This is a genomic window from Dermabacter sp. HMSC06F07, assembly GCF_001807345.1.
GTDB classification, from domain to species: Bacteria; Actinomycetota; Actinomycetes; order Actinomycetales; family Dermabacteraceae; genus Dermabacter; species Dermabacter hominis.
The window spans coordinates 194,855-210,732 of record NZ_KV788570.1 but is presented as its reverse complement, the minus strand read 5'-3'; the positions used below and the strand labels follow the sequence as shown (position 1 = coordinate 210,732).

At 63.3% G+C, this 15,878-nt stretch carries 15 protein-coding genes; 5 read left to right on the top strand and 10 right to left on the bottom strand.

Annotated features, from left to right (window positions below; translation table 11 throughout):
- Positions 1-86: 86 nt before the first annotated feature.
- Positions 87-518: an RNA-binding S4 domain-containing protein gene (locus HMPREF3157_RS01585; protein WP_246816477.1), complete on the bottom strand. Its 432-nt coding sequence runs from the start codon at positions 516-518 to the stop codon at positions 87-89.
- A 179-nt stretch (positions 519-697) separates the two neighbouring features.
- On the opposite strand from HMPREF3157_RS01585, the gene HMPREF3157_RS01580 reads away from it, so the two are divergent.
- A complete protein-coding gene (locus tag HMPREF3157_RS01580; protein ID WP_034372723.1) occupies positions 698-2,107 on the top strand; it encodes an AMP-binding protein in 1,410 nt (469 codons plus the stop codon).
- A gap of 9 nt (positions 2,108-2,116) precedes the next feature.
- Positions 2,117-2,737, top strand: coding sequence for an L-threonylcarbamoyladenylate synthase (locus HMPREF3157_RS01575; protein ID WP_034372720.1), 621 nt, complete (start codon positions 2,117-2,119; stop codon positions 2,735-2,737).
- Positions 2,738-2,784: 47 nt separating this feature from the next.
- Here the strand turns inward: HMPREF3157_RS01575 and HMPREF3157_RS01570 are convergent, their stop codons facing one another.
- Positions 2,785-4,017 (bottom strand): MFS transporter, encoded by a 1,233-nt coding sequence (locus HMPREF3157_RS01570; RefSeq protein ID WP_246816475.1) that lies wholly within the window; start codon positions 4,015-4,017, stop codon positions 2,785-2,787.
- Between the two features lie 89 nt (positions 4,018-4,106).
- Between HMPREF3157_RS01570 and deoD the strand changes: the two genes are divergently transcribed.
- Positions 4,107-4,841 carry a purine-nucleoside phosphorylase gene (gene deoD, locus HMPREF3157_RS01565; RefSeq protein WP_016664300.1) on the top strand — a complete coding sequence of 245 codons (735 nt, stop codon included), beginning with the start codon at positions 4,107-4,109 and terminating at the stop codon, positions 4,839-4,841.
- 70 nt (positions 4,842-4,911) lie between these two features.
- Here the strand turns inward: deoD and HMPREF3157_RS01560 are convergent, their stop codons facing one another.
- Positions 4,912-5,136, bottom strand: coding sequence for a hypothetical protein (locus tag HMPREF3157_RS01560; RefSeq protein WP_016664299.1), 225 nt, complete (start codon positions 5,134-5,136; stop codon positions 4,912-4,914).
- A 127-nt stretch (positions 5,137-5,263) separates the two neighbouring features.
- Between HMPREF3157_RS01560 and HMPREF3157_RS01555 the strand changes: the two genes are divergently transcribed.
- Complete coding sequence (locus HMPREF3157_RS01555; protein WP_070435326.1) at positions 5,264-6,046, top strand: type 1 glutamine amidotransferase; 783 nt, start codon at positions 5,264-5,266, stop codon at positions 6,044-6,046.
- Between the two features lie 21 nt (positions 6,047-6,067).
- Here HMPREF3157_RS01555 and HMPREF3157_RS01550 read toward each other — a convergent pair whose 3' ends face one another.
- The 5 genes from HMPREF3157_RS01550 to gcvT form a co-directional block, all read right to left on the bottom strand.
- Positions 6,068-7,210: a glycosyltransferase family 4 protein gene (locus HMPREF3157_RS01550; protein WP_070435325.1), complete on the bottom strand. Its 1,143-nt coding sequence runs from the start codon at positions 7,208-7,210 to the stop codon at positions 6,068-6,070.
- Positions 7,211-7,330: 120 nt separating this feature from the next.
- Positions 7,331-8,554 (bottom strand): cobalamin-independent methionine synthase II family protein, encoded by a 1,224-nt coding sequence (locus tag HMPREF3157_RS01545; RefSeq protein WP_034372707.1) that lies wholly within the window; start codon positions 8,552-8,554, stop codon positions 7,331-7,333.
- A 124-nt stretch (positions 8,555-8,678) separates the two neighbouring features.
- Positions 8,679-11,672: an aminomethyl-transferring glycine dehydrogenase gene (gcvP, locus tag HMPREF3157_RS01540; protein WP_141740575.1), complete on the bottom strand. Its 2,994-nt coding sequence runs from the start codon at positions 11,670-11,672 to the stop codon at positions 8,679-8,681.
- Between the two features lie 22 nt (positions 11,673-11,694).
- Positions 11,695-12,063: a glycine cleavage system protein GcvH gene (gcvH, locus tag HMPREF3157_RS01535; RefSeq protein WP_070435324.1), complete on the bottom strand. Its 369-nt coding sequence runs from the start codon at positions 12,061-12,063 to the stop codon at positions 11,695-11,697.
- A 78-nt stretch (positions 12,064-12,141) separates the two neighbouring features.
- Positions 12,142-13,263 (bottom strand): glycine cleavage system aminomethyltransferase GcvT, encoded by a 1,122-nt coding sequence (gene gcvT, locus HMPREF3157_RS01530; RefSeq protein WP_016664293.1) that lies wholly within the window; start codon positions 13,261-13,263, stop codon positions 12,142-12,144.
- A gap of 159 nt (positions 13,264-13,422) precedes the next feature.
- Here gcvT and HMPREF3157_RS01525 point away from each other — a divergent pair, with 159 nt between their 5' ends.
- Positions 13,423-13,983, top strand: a complete 561-nt coding sequence (locus HMPREF3157_RS01525; RefSeq protein WP_246816474.1) for a GNAT family N-acetyltransferase — start codon at positions 13,423-13,425, stop codon at positions 13,981-13,983.
- On the opposite strand, the gene HMPREF3157_RS01520 is transcribed toward HMPREF3157_RS01525, so the two are convergent.
- Positions 13,980-14,768 (bottom strand): SIR2 family NAD-dependent protein deacylase, encoded by a 789-nt coding sequence (locus HMPREF3157_RS01520; protein WP_034372702.1) that lies wholly within the window; start codon positions 14,766-14,768, stop codon positions 13,980-13,982. The two genes, HMPREF3157_RS01525 and HMPREF3157_RS01520, sit on opposite strands and share 4 nt — an antisense overlap.
- An 8-nt stretch (positions 14,769-14,776) precedes the next feature.
- On the bottom strand, positions 14,777-15,877 hold the full coding sequence (gene trpS / locus HMPREF3157_RS01515) for a tryptophan--tRNA ligase (protein ID WP_016664290.1): 1,101 nt from the start codon (positions 15,875-15,877) through the stop codon (positions 14,777-14,779).
- Between the last annotated feature and the right edge of the window lies 1 nt (position 15,878).

Genomic DNA, 15,878 nt, shown 5'->3' with positions numbered 1-15,878 from the left:
GGCCTGGCAGGTCCGACGATTGCCGAGCCTTCCTCGTTCTCACGCTTACGCTCTATGCAACGCCACCAAAGTTGAGTCTATTCCGCTCAACTTTCATCATTGTCGAAAATGGTCGTCCACCTGCCGTTTTGCGATTCGCGGCCGCGCAGGCGGTCGAGCGCTCGGCGTTCCTTTTTCGTGGGGCGGCCAGTCCCACGCTCACGTCGCGGTGGTGCCGCGAAGAGCTGCGGGGGCGGCGGAACGGAGATGTCGGTGTAGGCCTCGCGGGCAAGTGGCGCACCAACTCTCTTTGAGAGCAATTGTGTGACGACGTACTCGTTCGTGTAGCCGGGGTGGCGTATGGCAACCGTTCTGCCCATGCTCAAGCGGAAGCTCGGCTTGACGACCTCGCCATCGACGCGCACGTGCGAGGCTCTGATCGCGCTCGCGGCGAGGGAACGCGTTTTAAATAGCCGCACCGCGTGCAGCCACGTATCAAGGCGCACGCTCACGGCTCCCGCCTGCTTGTTCTCATTCACGGTGCTACTTTCGCACACTCGGCTTGCTCATAGCGCAACCACGTGCGACTTCGCTACTCCACCCATGAAGCACCCCGGGTGTCTCGGGTTAATATGCAGGTTCGCTCCTTAGACTGCACACGTCAGATGCAGGGGCGAATCTCGCACGCCCCACACAGGATCCCGGAGAGGAGGCGCTCATGCCCGCGGCACGGTCGTACGTCATCGATCCGGCTTCCGAGGCGAGCGCACATCCCCTCCCCTTGAATGCCTCGGAACTTCTCGATTTTGCCATTTCGCATTTCCGTTCACGCACGGCTATCGAGATGAGCGGAACCCGCGTGAGCTATGGGCAGCTTGGCCGCCGCATTCGATGCCTTGCGCAGGGACTCTTGGATTCGGGAATCCGTGCGGGCGACCGCGTCGCGATCGTCCTGCCTATGAGCATTGAAGCCGTCGTGGCGTTCCACGCGGTCCTTCGGATCGGAGCGATCGCCGTGCAGCACTCCGATCGCGAACCGATGATGCGCCTGAGCCGGGAATTTGCCGATTACACGCCGGTCGCGGTCATCATCGCCGAGTATCGTCTCAATGCGCTCGCGGGTCTCGACCAGCACGCGCGACCAAAAACCGTCATCACCGTCCAAGCGCCGGAGCTTCCGAAGACTGCCCCGCGTCGGCTCACGCTAACAGGGGCACTCGCAGAGATTGCGAAAGCGGGCGGCAAGGGAGTCATGCGGGTTGCATCGCCGTCCAAAGGCCCGGCGCAGCTTCCCCTCACTTTCTGCACGCGCACGCGTCTCAAGGACCTGCTGGGCTCAGCGCCGCTTCCTGACGACTATCCCTACCCGAGTCCACGTGACCTCGCGACCATCGTGTACGAAGGGCACACGCGGGCCAGCTCGCTCGGGGCGATGCTCACCCACGACAATCTCACGGCGCTCGCGCACCAGTCCCTGGAGTATCTCGAAACGGCACCAGCAGGGACCGAGACCGGCTACGCGCTATGGCCGCTGCACTCGGTGATCGGGATCGCCGATACTCTCACGACCAGCCTTTTTTACGGTCGGCACACGATTCTCTTCCCGCGGTTCGACCGCGCCGGCCTCATGCGCGCTCTCAAGAAGCACCCTCCCGAGGTGATCTCCGGCGATACCGAGGTCTTCCGCTTCCTCGCCGAGCATGCCCGCACGACAGGCCGGTCCCTCACATTGAGGCTCGCGTTGAGTCCCGTGAGCCGTGACCACGCACCGAGTTTTCGGGATTGGGCACGGGACCTTGGCTGGCCGCTCATGGTCGGTTACAGCGGCGCTGAAGCTGGCGTCACCGTGTATTTGCGCACCGCGGAAGAGGGGCGCGAGCACACCGTGGGGACACCGCTCCCCTCGATCGAGGTGCGGGTCGTGGATCTAAATGACCGCAGGCGCGTCGTGGGCCCGGGAACCGTCGGCAAGCTCATGATCAAAGGACCTCAGGTGTTCCACGGGTATTGGAAGAAGCCCGATGAAAGCACGGCCGTGCTCAGCGCGGACGGCTGGGTGCTGACCACTTCGCTCGCCTCGATTGACGCTGACGGCTACGTCACGCTCGCTCCCGCGCCGCCGCACTAACATGGGGTCATGGCACGCCTCATTTCGATTCACCCCGTCACTCCACAGCAGCGCCTGCTCGACCAGGTTGTTGAGCGGCTAAAGGACGGTGAGCTCATCGCGTACCCCACCGATTCGGGGTACGCGCTCGGCTGCCGCATCGGTGCCCACGAGGCGTTAGAGCAGATCCGCACGATTCGCCACACCGGCAAAGACCACCACTTTACGGTCATGTGCAGCGAGTTTGGCCAGCTGGGCACCTACGTGCGCATTTCGAATCCCAACTACCGCTTGCTGCGCGCGCATACCCCGGGCCCGTACACGTTCATCATGCCGGCGACGAAGGAGCTCCCGCGCCGCATGCTCCACCCGAAGAAGCACACGGTTGGGGCGCGTATTCCCGATCACGTGGTGGCGCGCGCGATCGTTGAGGCACTCGGGGAGCCTCTCATGAGTTCGAGCCTCATCATGCCCGGCGAGAGCTCCGTGCTCACGGAATCATGGGTCGTCGAGGATCGCCTCGGCCACCTCATTCCCGCGATTATCGACGGGGAGGTCACGGGCACAGAGCCCACAAGCATCATTGACCTCACGGGCGATGTCCCGCGCGTTCTGCGCGAGGGTGCGGGCGACACACGCGCGTTCGAATAAACAGGAGCGGGCTCGAGGGGCGTGGGGCGGTCCGACGTTTGCCGGGCCTACGATGCGGCCGCGGCCTTCACGCGCTTATCGGCCTTTGTCAGGTCCTCGAGGGCACCGGCGAAGATGAAGATTCCGATCGCGTAGAGGGGCACGAGTGCGAGGGCATAGCGCAGCGTGAAAAGATCGGCGAGCCAGCCCACGATCGGTGGGGCGAGAAGGAACCCGATGCGCGCGAACCACCCGACAACGGTGATGCCGACCCCGTGACCGAAATCTTCAATATTGTCGCCCGCACGGAAGACAGCCGGGAAGAGAGTCGCGACGCCCCAGCCGGCCGCGGCGAAGCCGACGACCGCCGTCACGGCATTTGGCCACACGAGCATGAGGCCCATACCCACGAACGAAATTATCGCACCGACGCGTGCCGTTTTTCGGTCGCCCCACGCATCGACGATCGGGTCTCCCACGAATCGACCTACCATCTGCGCACCTTGGAGGGCGACGAAAGCGAGCCCCGCGACGAACGGCGAAGCATCGAAGGTGTGGGTCATGAAGAGCGCGCCCCATGTGCTCCCCGCGTCCTCGGTCGAGCCGGCAAATACCAGAACCATGCCGAGCGCGCCGAGGAGCGCGAGCGCACCGAGCTTCCCGCGTTGTGGCGTGGTGCTTTCGAGGAGGGTGTCACCGCTCGTCTCCCCCATGAGGTCCGCCGGGGCTTCGTTCGCGGAGGAGGCGCTTGGAGACGAGACCTCTTTGACGCGCTCGGAGGCGTCGGAACCTTTGAGCAGGAACGGGAAGTTCGCAATCGCGATGGCACCAAACACGACGAGCCCGCCCCAGCCTTGCCAGGCGAGCGGGACGCCGAATTGCGCGCACGCGGAGCCGATCACGCCCCCGAGCACAGCACCGAGGGACCAAAATCCGTGAAAGCTGTTGATGATCGAGCGGCGATAGCGGCGCTCGACCCTCATCCCGTGAGCGTTCTGCGAAATATCCGTAATGGCGTCGAAGCTCATCGCGAGCACGAAGCCGAGCGCGAGCATGCCCCAGCTCGGAGCGAGATAGATGAGCACGTGCGCGCTCGAGGCCAGGAGCTGAAAGATCACCGCGGTCTTCCCGGATCCGAGCCGCTTCATAATCGGCGCGGCGAGCAAGCCGAAAGCGAGGCCACCGAGCGGCCCGAGACCCACGGCGAGTCCGAGTTCCGCGTTATTGATGCCCAGCTGCCGCACTATCTCCGGGTAGCGCGGGAGAATCGCACAAAAACTCACGCCATTAAGGAGAAACACAAGCGAAACCGCCCACCTTGCGCGGACGGCTTCACGATCTGGCAGAAAAGTTTCGGGCATCCCATCTCCAAACACCGTAGGCTTAAGGCATGTCTACTCATATTAATGCCCCCGAAGGCGCGATCGCGCCTTACGTCCTCTTCCCCGGAGACCCCTATCGCGCGAGGTGGATCGCGGAAACCTTCCTTGACGATGCGAAGCTCTATAACGAGGTGCGCGGCATGCTCGGCTACACGGGTACATACAAGGGCGTGCGTGTGAGCGTACAGGGTTCCGGCATGGGCCAGCCATCGATGGCGATCTACGCGCACGAGCTCATGAACGACTACGACGTCCAAGCCATCATCCGCGTGGGCACCGCGGGCGGTATGGCGCCGGAGGTCAAGGTGCGCGACGTCGTAATCGCGAGCAGCGCCAGCACGGATTCGGCCATGAACCGCGCGCGTTTCGGTGACGTCACCTACGCCCCCGCGGCCGACTTCGAACTCTTGCGCCTCACGGTGGAGGCTGCCGAAGCGCAGGAACTCCCCTATCGCGTTGGCGGGCTGTTCTCCGCCGACCAGTTCTACAACCCGAATCCGATCACCCAAACCCTCGCCAACTACGGTGTGCTTGGAGTCGAGATGGAAACCGCTGGGCTGTACACGCTCGCCGCGCAGTTCGGCCGCAAGGCGCTATCCGTGTGCACGATCTCCGACCATCTGCTCACGGGTGAAGAGACGAGCGCTCAGGAGCGCCAGGAGACGTTCGACTCGATGATCGTCATGGCGCTCGAGGCCGTCGTGGCCCTCGATAAAAGCGCAGATAAGAAGCGTGCGCAATAGCTCGCTCCTGCTTCTTCGCAACGAAAAGGCCTCGGCGACCGCGCCGGGGCCTTTTGCTATCGCTGCTGTTCTACTTCATGAAGAAGCGCGGGACGATATCGAACGCGAGAAAGAGCGCGACAATCGACATGGCAAGCCCAACGACGAACCAGATCGGCGCAATCGTGTAGAGGCTCATAACGTAAAGGCCGCCAGCGAAAAGCACGAACACGACCGCGGTGAGGAGAATCGAAAAGCCGAGGCTGTAGCCCTGCGAGGTTTCGTTGCTTGCCGCGGCGTTATTGTGCTGGGTCACGCTTTTCTCCATGATGGTCGGGTAGGAATGTCGGCCGCCGCAAGCGGCCGCCGCGACCTCAGTCTAAACGATGGACGAAAGTCCTCCAAGTGCTTCGCGGCGAGTCCGTCTCCTGTATAACGGGGACATGGAGAAAAACACACGCCGAGCGCTCACCGTCATTCAACACGAGGACGACTGCCCACCGGGCATGCTCGAACCGCTCGCGCGTGCCGCGGGCCTCACGCTCAACGTTATTCGACCCTACCGGGGCGAAGCACTGCCGTCCCTCTCGAGCATCGCCTCCACGTCCCGCGGTCTCATCATCCTCGGCGGTGGCCCGGGCCCGCTCGAGGACGATCGCTACAAATGGCTCGCACCGTGCCGAAAACTCTGTCTTGACGCTGTCGAGACCACATTTCCGCTCTTTGGAATTTGCCTCGGCGAGGAACTTCTCGGAGCCGCACTAGGCAGTGCGATTACCCGCAGGCCGGAGCCTGCCGTCGGGCTCTGCACCGTAATAGCGCAGCCAGCTGCCGCCACCGATCCCCTGTTCTCCCGTGCCGAGCTTCACGAAACCGGGACGGTGTTCCGCGCATTCCAGTGGCACAAGGACGAAGTCTCCGCACTCCCCACAACCACTCCCGGTGGCGCGCCCATCGTTCCCCTCGCCCTCGACAGCGAGGGCCGCCTCGAAGCCTTCCGGGCTGGCGAGGCGGCATGGGGTGTGCAGTTCCACCCCGAGGTCACGCCCGCAATTGCGACGCGCTGGGCCGCTACGAGCGCACTCACGCCCGCCGAACGAGAACGCGATTCCTTCGCGCGCGAGATTGAACAGTGGCGCGCGAGCGCCCAGGGAATGCACGGTTCCGACGGCGCCTTGCGGCTACTCGAAGCTTTCCTCCGCCTTGTACAGCCAGCCCGCCACTAGGAGCGGCCGCGCGATGGAAGGTTACGCGGCTTGCGTTGACGCCTCATGCACGCGCGCAGCTTCGCGATAGAAGCCAAGGAGCTGTTCGGCGAGAACCGGCCACGTGCGCTGGCGCACCGAGTCCTGAGCGGCCGCAGCGAAATGCTCGCGTTTCGCATCGTCCCCGAGGAGGTCCTCGACGTAGGCACGAAGCTCATCGAGCTTGCCGGGCGTGTACAGCCAGCCCGTACGCGAATGGTCGATGAGGTCGATGGGGCCGCCAGAGCGGGGGGCTATCGCCGGCAGCCCAGAAGCCATCGCCTCCTGGATCGTCTGGCAGAAAGTTTCGAGCTCTCCCGTGTGCACAAACAGGTCGCACGTAGCCACAATCTCCGCAAGCTCGGCGCCCTTCTTGAACCCCGCGAAATACGCGCCCGGCATGGCCGCGCGAAGCTCTGCCTCGAGGGGCCCTTCGCCAACGATCACGAGGCGAACGTTGGGAAGCGATTCAAGCACGGCGAGGTCCTCGACCTGCTTCTCGGCTGCAAGGCGCCCGACGTACACCACGAGCTTTTCCCCATTCGGGGCGAGGCGCTCGCGAAGCTCGTCGCTGCGCCGCGAGGGCGAGAACTGCGAAGTGTCGACCCCACGGCGCCAGATCTGCACGCGTTCGATGCCGTGCTCGACGATCTGATTGCGCGTGCTTGACGACGGTGCAAGATTCACCTCGCAGCGGTTATGGATGTCGCGGAGGAACATCCACATCGCTTCCTCGAGAACTGGCGCCCCGTACTTGCGCGTGTAGCCAGGAAGGTCAGTTTGGTAGATCGCAACCGTTGGGATACCTCTTTTGACGGCGGCCTTCGACGCTGCGTTGCCGAGCAGGGCAGGGCAGGCAAGATGGACGACATCGGGATGAAAATCGTCGATGATCGAGCGAATGCGGTAGTTGGTCGTCGCACTCATGCGCACCTGGCCGTAGCCCATCATGGGTATCGACAGCACGGGGATGATTGGCACGCGCTCCGCGCCGAACGTCAATTCATTCGGGATACCGGGCGCGCCGGGGGCGACAATCCGCACCTCGTGGCCGGAGAGAGCGAAGCACTCGACGACGCGAAGAACGGAGTTGGTCACGCCGTTCATATGGGGAAGGAACGATTCGGCAACTACGAGGATTTTCACGCTTCCGATTGTGCAGCCTCGGAGCAACGCCCACGATAAAGACACGTGTCCCCAATGTGACGGGGGCGTGAACGCTACGCGTCACGCCCCCGTCACTTTCGCGGCTGGTCGCGGATGACCTCAGTACTTCGCCGAGGCGATGCCCGCGCCCTCCACGAGGGACTCGAGCTTCGCCCATGCGATCTCCGGGTGGATGCGGCCGCCAAGACCACAGTCGGTCGACGCAATCACACGCTCGGGGCCCACGATGTCCGCAAAGCGCTCGATGCGCTGCGCCACGAGCTCGGGATGCTCCACGACGTTCGTCGAGTGCGAGACGATGCCGGGAACGATCACGCGATCCTCGGGCAGCGTGACGTCCTTCCAGACAACCCACTCGTGCTCGTGGCGCACATTCGCCGCTTCGAACGAGTAGTACTTCGCGTTAACCTCGAGCATGAGCTCGGCGAGATACTTGAACTCGAAGTCCGTCACGTGCGGCCCGTGCCACGAACCCCAGCACGTGTGCAGGCGCACGAGCTCGCGAGGGATTCCATCGATCGCACGGTTGATGGCATCGACGCGCTTCTTCGTGAACGCGAGGTAGTCCTCAACGCTCGGCTCAGGGTTGATCTGGTCGAAGTTCTCGGCAAGCGAAGGGTCATCGATCTGGATCTGGATGCCGGCGTCGGTGATGGCCTTGTACTCGGGGCGCATCACCTCCACCCACGCGTCGAGGAACGCATCCGGATCACCGTAGTATTCGTCGTGAATTCTGGCGCCCGAGCCCGGCGACAGGGTCGAAAGGTAGCCCTTTTCATACCCCGACTTCTCAAGTGCGTGCGAGAAGTTTCGAATGTCGTTGGCGCACAGGTCCTTACCGAGTTCGGAGAAGGCAACCGGCCCGGTGGCAGCAGGAATGATGAACGTTTCGGGCTTGTCGTTGGTCGTGGGAACACCGGTAATGGGATCGGCGTACGCTCCAGGGAAAAGGCTGCGGTCGCGGCGATCGTCGAAGCTCGTCAAGACAATCTTGCCGGGCTCGCTGCGCTGCGGTTTTGCATTGAAGAAATCGGTCCCCGTGAGCTCGAGCCCCTCGGTGCGGTCGTAGATGTATGACCACCAGGAGCCGTAATTCACGGCTGAGCCCATCGCCTTGCCGTACTCGCCATCGCCCGGCACGGAAATACCGATCTCCTTCTGGCGGGCCACGACGCCATCGACCGCGTCCGCGAGAATGCGTTCAAACTCAGGCGATTTCTTTGGGGTGAAGCCGTCGGCCTCAAGCTCCCTGTTGTAGTTCGCGTCGATCAGTTCTTGGGTGCGCGGGAGCGAGCCCGCGTGTGTGGTGAGTATCTCTGTCATGGCCATCAACCTACGAGATTCGCAACGGCGTGGCCAAACTCCAGTTCACGCTCGTTCATGTTTCCCAAGACCAACGCAAAGGTGGGGCGCTCCCGAAGGAACACCCCACCCTTAGGCTGCGCTATTAGCCCTGTTCGTAGGCGTCAAGCGGCTGGCACGAGCACACGAGATTGCGGTCACCGTATGCCTGGTCGATGCGCCTGACCGGCGGCCAGTACTTCGCCTGGTACTGCATCTGCTTTGTCATGTGGAAGTCAGGGTCATAGCCCGCTTCGCTCGCGGCATTCACACCCGGGTACACGGCTTCGTCACGCGAGTAGGGATGATCCCAGTCCTCGCGCGCAACCGAATACGCGGTGTGCGGGGCGTTGACGAGCGGGTTGTCGTCCTTCGGCCACTCGCCCGACACAACCTTTTCGGCTTCGTCCGCGATCCGGTGCATAGCGAGGATGAAGCGCTCGATCTCCCACAGGTCTTCCGATTCGGTCGGCTCGATCATGAGGGTGCCCGCAACGGGGAAGCTCATGGTCGGAGCGTGGAAACCGTAGTCAATGAGACGCTTCGCGACATCATCGACGGTGATACCCGTACGGTCGGTGAAGGGGCGCAGATCCACGATGCACTCGTGCGCCACGAGCCCGTTCTCCCCGCGGTAGAGGATTTCGAACTTCTCGCTGAGCCGCTTTGCCATGTAGTTTGCGGCAAGCACGGCCGATGCGGTCGCGTGGCGCAGCCCCTTCGCGCCCATGAGGCGGATGTAGGTCCACGGGATGGGCAGGATCGACGGGGAACCGTACGGTGCCTGCGACACAGGTGCGCCGCCGTGGGCGCGATCCGCACCGCCAATGACGGGGTGCTCCGCATTTTGCATGTCCGGGTGCCCCGGCAGGAACGGTGCGAGGTGGGCCTTCGCCGCAACGGGGCCGACGCCGGGCCCGCCACCGCCGTGCGGAATGCAGAACGTCTTGTGCAGATTCAAGTGCGAGACGTCGCCGCCGAATTCGCCCGGCTTCGCCACTTCGAGCAGCGCGTTGAGGTTTGCGCCATCAACGTACACCTGCCCGCCAGCATCGTGCACGAGCTGCGTGATCGTACGGACTTCGGACTCGTACACGCCGTGGGTCGACGGGTACGTGATCATGATGCACGCGAGTTCATCGGCGTGATCCTTGATCTTCTGCTTGAGGTCGTCGAGATCCACGTTGCCGTTAGCGTCGCTCGCAACAACGACGACGCGCAGGCCCGCGAGGACCGCGGAAGCGGCGTTTGTGCCGTGGGCCGAGCTCGGCACGAGACACACGGTGCGGGCGGATTCGCCGCGGCTCGCGTGGTAGGCGCGGATCGCGAGAAGACCCGCGTACTCGCCCTGCGAACCAGCGTTCGGCTGAAGCGACACGGTGTCGTAGCCTGTGACGTCGGCGAGCCAGGTTTCGAGCTGAGTAATGAGCTCGACGTAGCCTTGAACGTCGCTTGCGGGCGCGGACGGGTGGATCGCGTTGAACTCGGGCCACGTAACTGCGGCCATTTCGGTCGCGGCATTGAGCTTCATCGTGCACGAACCGAGCGGGATCATGCCGCGATCGAGGGCATAGTCCTTATCCGCGAGACGGCGCAGGTAACGCATCATCGCGGTCTCCGAGCGGAACGAGTTGAACACGGGCGCCTCGAGGAACGAGGACGTACGCGCGAGTTCGCCCCAGGTCTCACCGGGCTGAGCCCAGTCGTCAAAAGCCACGTCGCCGACGTGGGAGGGCGAGAACTCCGAGAATACCTCGATGATCTCCGAAAGCGCGCTCGGCGTGACAGTCTCGTCGAGGCTGACGTGGACGGTGTCCGCATCGGGATGAGCGACGAGGATGCCTCGGTCATCGAACGCCTGAGCAACGTCCTCAGCCTTGCCGTTGACGGTCACTTCAAGTGTGTCGAAGAACGTCTCGTGCTTGAGCTGGAAACCGTTCGATGTGAGCCACGCAGCGAGCGCGGCGGTGCGGCCAGCGACCTCGCTAGCAATCTGCTTGAGACCCTCGGGGCCGTGGTACACGGCGTACATCGACGCCATAACAGCGAGCAGGACCTGCGCCGTGCAGATATTGCTCGTTGCCTTCTCGCGGCGAATGTGCTGCTCACGAGTCTGGAGGGCGAGGCGATACGCGGGGTTGCCCTCCGCATCGAGGGAGATACCCACGAGTCGGCCGGGAATCTGCCGCTCAAGCCCCTTCGAGACCGCCATGTAGCCGGCGTGCGGCCCACCGAAGCCGAGCGGAACGCCGAAGCGTTGGGAGTTACCCACCGCAACATCCGCGCCGAGCTCGCCGGGCGAGGCAAGGAGCGTGAGCGCGAGCAGATCCGCGGCCACGATTGCCTTCGCCTTGTTGGCCTGAACCGCGGCAATCACGTCGCGAGGATCCCACACGCGACCCGAAGCGCCCGGGTACTGCACAAGCGCGCCGAAGTACTCGCCCGACGGAGCGCCATCGTTCGCGAAATCGACGTCCTTCAGTTCAATGCCAACGGCCTCGGCACGGCCGCCGAGAACAGCGCGGGTCGACGGCAACACGTCGGTGTCCACGAGGAACACATTCGACTTGTTGCCGCGGGCCGCGCGGCGCGCAAGAAGCATTGCCTCGGCAGCCGCCGTGGCCTCATCGAGCATCGACGAGTTTGCGATCTCGAGGCCCGTGAGGTCCCCGATCATGGTCTGATAGTTGAGCAGCGCCTCGAGTCGGCCCTGCGAGATCTCAGGCTGGTACGGCGTGTACGCCGTATACCAAGCTGGGTTCTCGAGGATGTTTCGCTGAATGACCGAGGGCGTGTACGTGCCGTAGTACCCGTGGCCGATGAGCGACCGCTTCACGGTGTTTTTCTTCGCAAGAGCACGAAGCTCCTCGAGAGCCTCGGCTTCGCTCGCGCCTTCGGGAAGCAGAGAATCCAGCCCTTCGTCGAGAAGGATCGTGCCCGGCACGGCCTTCTCAAGAAGTGCACCGAGCGAGTCGAGGCCTAGTGCCTCGAGCATTCTCTTCTGGTCCTCGCTCGCAGTGCCGACATGACGACGAACGAACGAATGAAGACCGTCGATCGCCGAATTATCGACAGCGACGTTGCTGTGGTGTTCAGACATGGACGGGAAACTCCTCAAATATTTACTTGCTGGTCAGTTCGCTGTATTCCTCGGCCGAGAGCAGATCATCGGGGATATCGGTGACCTTGACCTTGATGAGCCATGCTTCGCCGAAGGGATCGTCGTTGACCTTCTCGGGGCTTTCGACGACGTCCTCGTTCACCTCGGTGACCTCGCCGGACAGCGGGGCAAAAAGATCCGAGACCGACTTCGTCGACTCGATCTCGCCCATCTCGGTGCCGGCCTCAATTTCTTCACCGACGGAGGGCAGGTCGATGTAGACAACGTCGCCGAGCTGGTCAGCAGCGAAGTCGGTCACGCCGATCGTTGCGGTGCCGTCGCCTTCCTCGCGCACCCATTCGTGGTCCTTGCTGTACTTCAGATCCGACATCTTTGTTCCTTTCAGAGTGTGTGAAGCGTACCTTCGTGAAAATCCTACGGGCCGCCTCCTGGTAGGCAGCCCCACGCGTCACTTGGCGCGCGAGTAAAACGGGAGGGATACGACGGTGGCGGGCAGTGCCTTGCCGCGCACATCAATCGACAGTTCCTGACCTTCGTTCGAGAGGTGAGGCTCAACGTAAGCAAGCGCAATCGGGTAACCGAGAGTCGGTGCGAGCGCGCCCGAGGTCAGCTCCCCTACCTCCGTGCCGTTCTCATCGTGAAGAACGTAGCCCGCGCGGCCGGCGCGGCGACCGTCGGCCTTGAGCCCCACGAGCACTCGGCGATCCGAAAAATCCTTGCCCTCGAGGGCTTCGCGCCCGACGAAATCGCCTTTCGACTTGAAGGCGACCACACGGCGAAGGCCCGCCTGTGCCGGGACGATATCGAGGCTCAGCTCGTGGCCGTAAAGGGGCATGCCGGCTTCGAGGCGGAGCGTGTCGCGGCACGCGAGACCGCACGACTGGATGTTCTCGCCGCCAACGCCAGCAATTGCCTCCCACGTCTTCACACCCAGGGCGTTCGGAACGTAGATTTCGAAGCCGTCTTCGCCCGTGTAACCGGTGCGGGCAAAAAGGATTTCCTCGCCCTCGTAGGTTCCCGCAAGAATGCGGTAGTACTTGAGAGCATCGAGAGCGTCGAGATCCACCTCGATGCCTTCGCGTTCAGCAAAGCCGCGCACGATTTCCGCGGATTTCGGGCCCTGAACCGCAACGAGCGCGATCTCCTCACTGCGATCGGTGACCTCGACGTCGAAACGCTCGGCGCGTTCCTTGAGAGCGGCGGCGTCGACGAGACGATTTCCCGCGTTCGGGACGGTGAGGAAGCGATCCTCTGCGAGGCGGTAGACGATCAGGTCATCGATGATGCCGCCTTCCTCGCTCAGCAAGAGCGAGTACTTCGCGCGCCCCACCTCAAGCGAACTGATCTTGCCCGCAAGCGCGTAGTCGAGCGCTTCGCCAGCCTCTGGGCCCGTAAAGAACACCTCGCCCATGTGCGAGAGGTCGAACTGGCCGGCGCGCTCGCGCACGGCGGCGTGCTCGGCGAGATCCGAGGTGTAGCGCACGGGCATATTCCAGCCCGCAAAATCGGTGAACGAGGCGCCCTCACGCTCGTGAACGGCGAACAGTGGGCTGTTGATGAGCTCGGCCATCGGGTTTCCTGCCCTTTCTTGCGCGATATTCGCGCGGTGTATCCCGCGTCGTCGCGGGGTGTCCGGGTTGCAGTGACATGAACACGACCAAAACACGCGGTGACCCGCATCGCGAGCGCACCTCGAAATGTCTCAGGCGTCACAGTTAAGCTAGTGGTCGTGAGACGCGAACACGAACCCTATTGGCCAGTTCGGCTACGCACCGAACGACTTCATATCCGGGAACCCGGAGAGGCAGACCGGGACGACTACGTGCGGCTCATGACCGATCCCTCGGCGAGCCGATACCTCGGCGGAGCCGTGAATTTCGGCTCGCGCCAGGCTCTCGAACTTTCCCCGCTCGGGAACACGTGGGGCGCCTGGATCATTGCGCACGGCGCTACGGATCAGATGCTCGGTATCGTCAACCTGAACTACGACCGCGACGAACTCGAAATCACCTACGCGCTCCTGCCCGAATTCGTCGGTCACGGATATGCGCGCGAAGCTGTCAGGCGCGTCATCGAGTTCGCTAGAGACACCCTCGACGAACCCGTCATGATTGCCGTTGTTCAAACATCGAACAAGCGCTCGGTAGAACAGCTCAAAAAGATCGGCTTCCGAGTACGCCGCGGACTCGAAGAATTCGGTGGCCAGCAGCTCCTCATGGAATACCCGCTGCAAGCCGAGCCGGGCGAGTGTCGGACCTCCGTCACCGCACCCGAGATCCCCACACTCTAAAACGGGTCGAGGAACGGGTTGCGCCTCTCGCGCCCGCGGTGTTCCGCCCAGCGCGCGAGCACCGTGTGGGCGTCTTCCCGCACCACATAGTCGAACACACCCGCGAGGCGGTCCGAGTCCGCGTACGGGTTGATACACACGGTCACCGCACCCGAAGCGCGCGCAAGCGGCGCGAGCAGCGATGCCGGGGCAACCGTGTTCGACGTACCGACGGCGAGGAACACGTCGCAGTTACGCGCCGCGTTTTCCGAATACTCGAGCACTCCGCTCGGGAGCATCTCGCCGAAAAGGACGATGTCGGGACGCATGAGAGCCCCGCACACGGGGCAGTCGCGCGGCACCCCGTAATGCTCGGGATCGGAAGGATCACGCTCGGGATCGAGGCGCACGGCGAGTTGCGCGCGCCACGTGCACTCCGGGTTGAGGCACACAGCCTCCGCCGCGCTTCCGTGCAGTTCGGCAACATCGTGCGAACCGGCGAACTGGTGCAGCCCGTCGACGTTCTGAGTCAGAATCGTTGCGTCGAGCGCTGCGAGAGCTCTATGCCCGGGGGTCGGCCCAGCGATAAGCGCCCGCTCAAACACGCTCCCCCACACGCGCCACAGGATCGGCACATTTCCCGGAAGACGACTGACGTCCATTGCCGCCTCGAGATCGGGGTTTTCCTCCCAGATCCCACCCGGCCCGCGGAACGTCGCAAGCCCGGCCGCAGCACTCAGCCCGGCACCGGTCAGCGCGACGACCCGCTCATGATGGGGTCGAAGCTCGAACGAACGATTTCTCACGCGCGCACTCAGTAGCGCATGCCCATGCGGTCGCGGACCTCATCGAGGGTTTGGACCGCCTGCTCGCGCGCACGCTCCGTGCCCGCGCGCAGCACCTCGAAGAGGTAGTCGGGATTCGCCTCGAGCTCGGCGCGACGCGCCCGCACCGGTTCGAGATGAGCATTGAGGGCGTCGGCGCACATCACCTTGAGCGTCCCCGCACCTTTATCACCGATCTCCTCGGCGATGTCCTCCGGCGCGCGGCCGGTACATTCAGCAGTAATGGTGAGGAGGTTCGAGACCTCGGGGCGATTGTCGGGATCGAACGTAATGAGGCGCTCCGAGTCGGTCTTAGCCTTCTTGATCTTCTTCGCCGTTTCCGCGGCGGTCATCTTGAGCATGACCGTGTTCCCACGAGACTTCGACATCTTGTCGCCGTCGAGACCGAGAATGACAGCGGCCTTCGAGAGCAGCGCATCAGGCTCCGGGAAATACTTTTCGCCGCCGGCGAAGCGCTCGTTGAAGCGTCGCGCAATGAGGCGGGTCTGCTCGATGTGCGGGAGTTGATCCTTGCCAACCGGAACGAGATTGCCGTGGCAGAAAAGGATGTCTGCCGCCTGGTGGACGGGGTACGTGAGCAGCAAGCCGCCCATCGCGCTCTTGCCCGCAGCCTGCATCTCCGACTTCACGGTGGGATTGCGCTCGAGTTCCGGCTGCGTCACGAGCGAGAGAAACGGGAGCATGAGCTGGTTGAGTTCGGGAACACCCGAATGCGCGAAGATCGTTGCGCGCTCAGGATCGATGCCCGCAGCGAGGTAGTCGGTGAGGAGCTCGCGCACCGAGCCCTTGATATCCCCCGCGACGTCACGATCCGTAATCACCTGGTAATCAGCGACGAGGATCCAGGTTTCTACCCCCTGCTGCTGAAGGCGAACCCTGTTCTTGAGCGTGCCGAAATAGTGGCCTATATGCAGAGCACCCGTGGGGCGATCTCCGGTGAGCATGCGAAAGACCGACGGGTCCTTCGCGAGCTGTTCCTCAACCTGAGCGTTGCGCTTGAGCGCCGCCTCGTAGGTCTTATTGGGAATGTCGGCGATATGGGTCGTGGGGGCAGAGTCGGTGGTGTTCACG

What these genes read in the sequence shown, in the direction of transcription:
- HMPREF3157_RS01545 (WP_034372707.1), bottom strand. Translation starts at nt 8,554, where the DNA reads ATGACAGAGATACTCACCACACACGCGGGCTCGCTCCCGCGCACCCAA.
- gcvP (WP_141740575.1), bottom strand. Translation starts at nt 11,672, where the DNA reads ATGTCTGAACACCACAGCAACGTCGCTGTCGATAATTCGGCGATCGAC.
- HMPREF3157_RS01575 (WP_034372720.1), top strand. Translation starts at nt 2,117, where the DNA reads ATGGCACGCCTCATTTCGATTCACCCCGTCACTCCACAGCAGCGCCTG.
- gcvT (WP_016664293.1), bottom strand. Translation starts at nt 13,263, where the DNA reads ATGGCCGAGCTCATCAACAGCCCACTGTTCGCCGTTCACGAGCGTGAG.
- HMPREF3157_RS01555 (WP_070435326.1), top strand. Translation starts at nt 5,264, where the DNA reads ATGGAGAAAAACACACGCCGAGCGCTCACCGTCATTCAACACGAGGAC.
- gcvH (WP_070435324.1), bottom strand. Translation starts at nt 12,063, where the DNA reads ATGTCGGATCTGAAGTACAGCAAGGACCACGAATGGGTGCGCGAGGAA.
- HMPREF3157_RS01580 (WP_034372723.1), top strand. Translation starts at nt 698, where the DNA reads ATGCCCGCGGCACGGTCGTACGTCATCGATCCGGCTTCCGAGGCGAGC.
- deoD (WP_016664300.1), top strand. Translation starts at nt 4,107, where the DNA reads ATGTCTACTCATATTAATGCCCCCGAAGGCGCGATCGCGCCTTACGTC.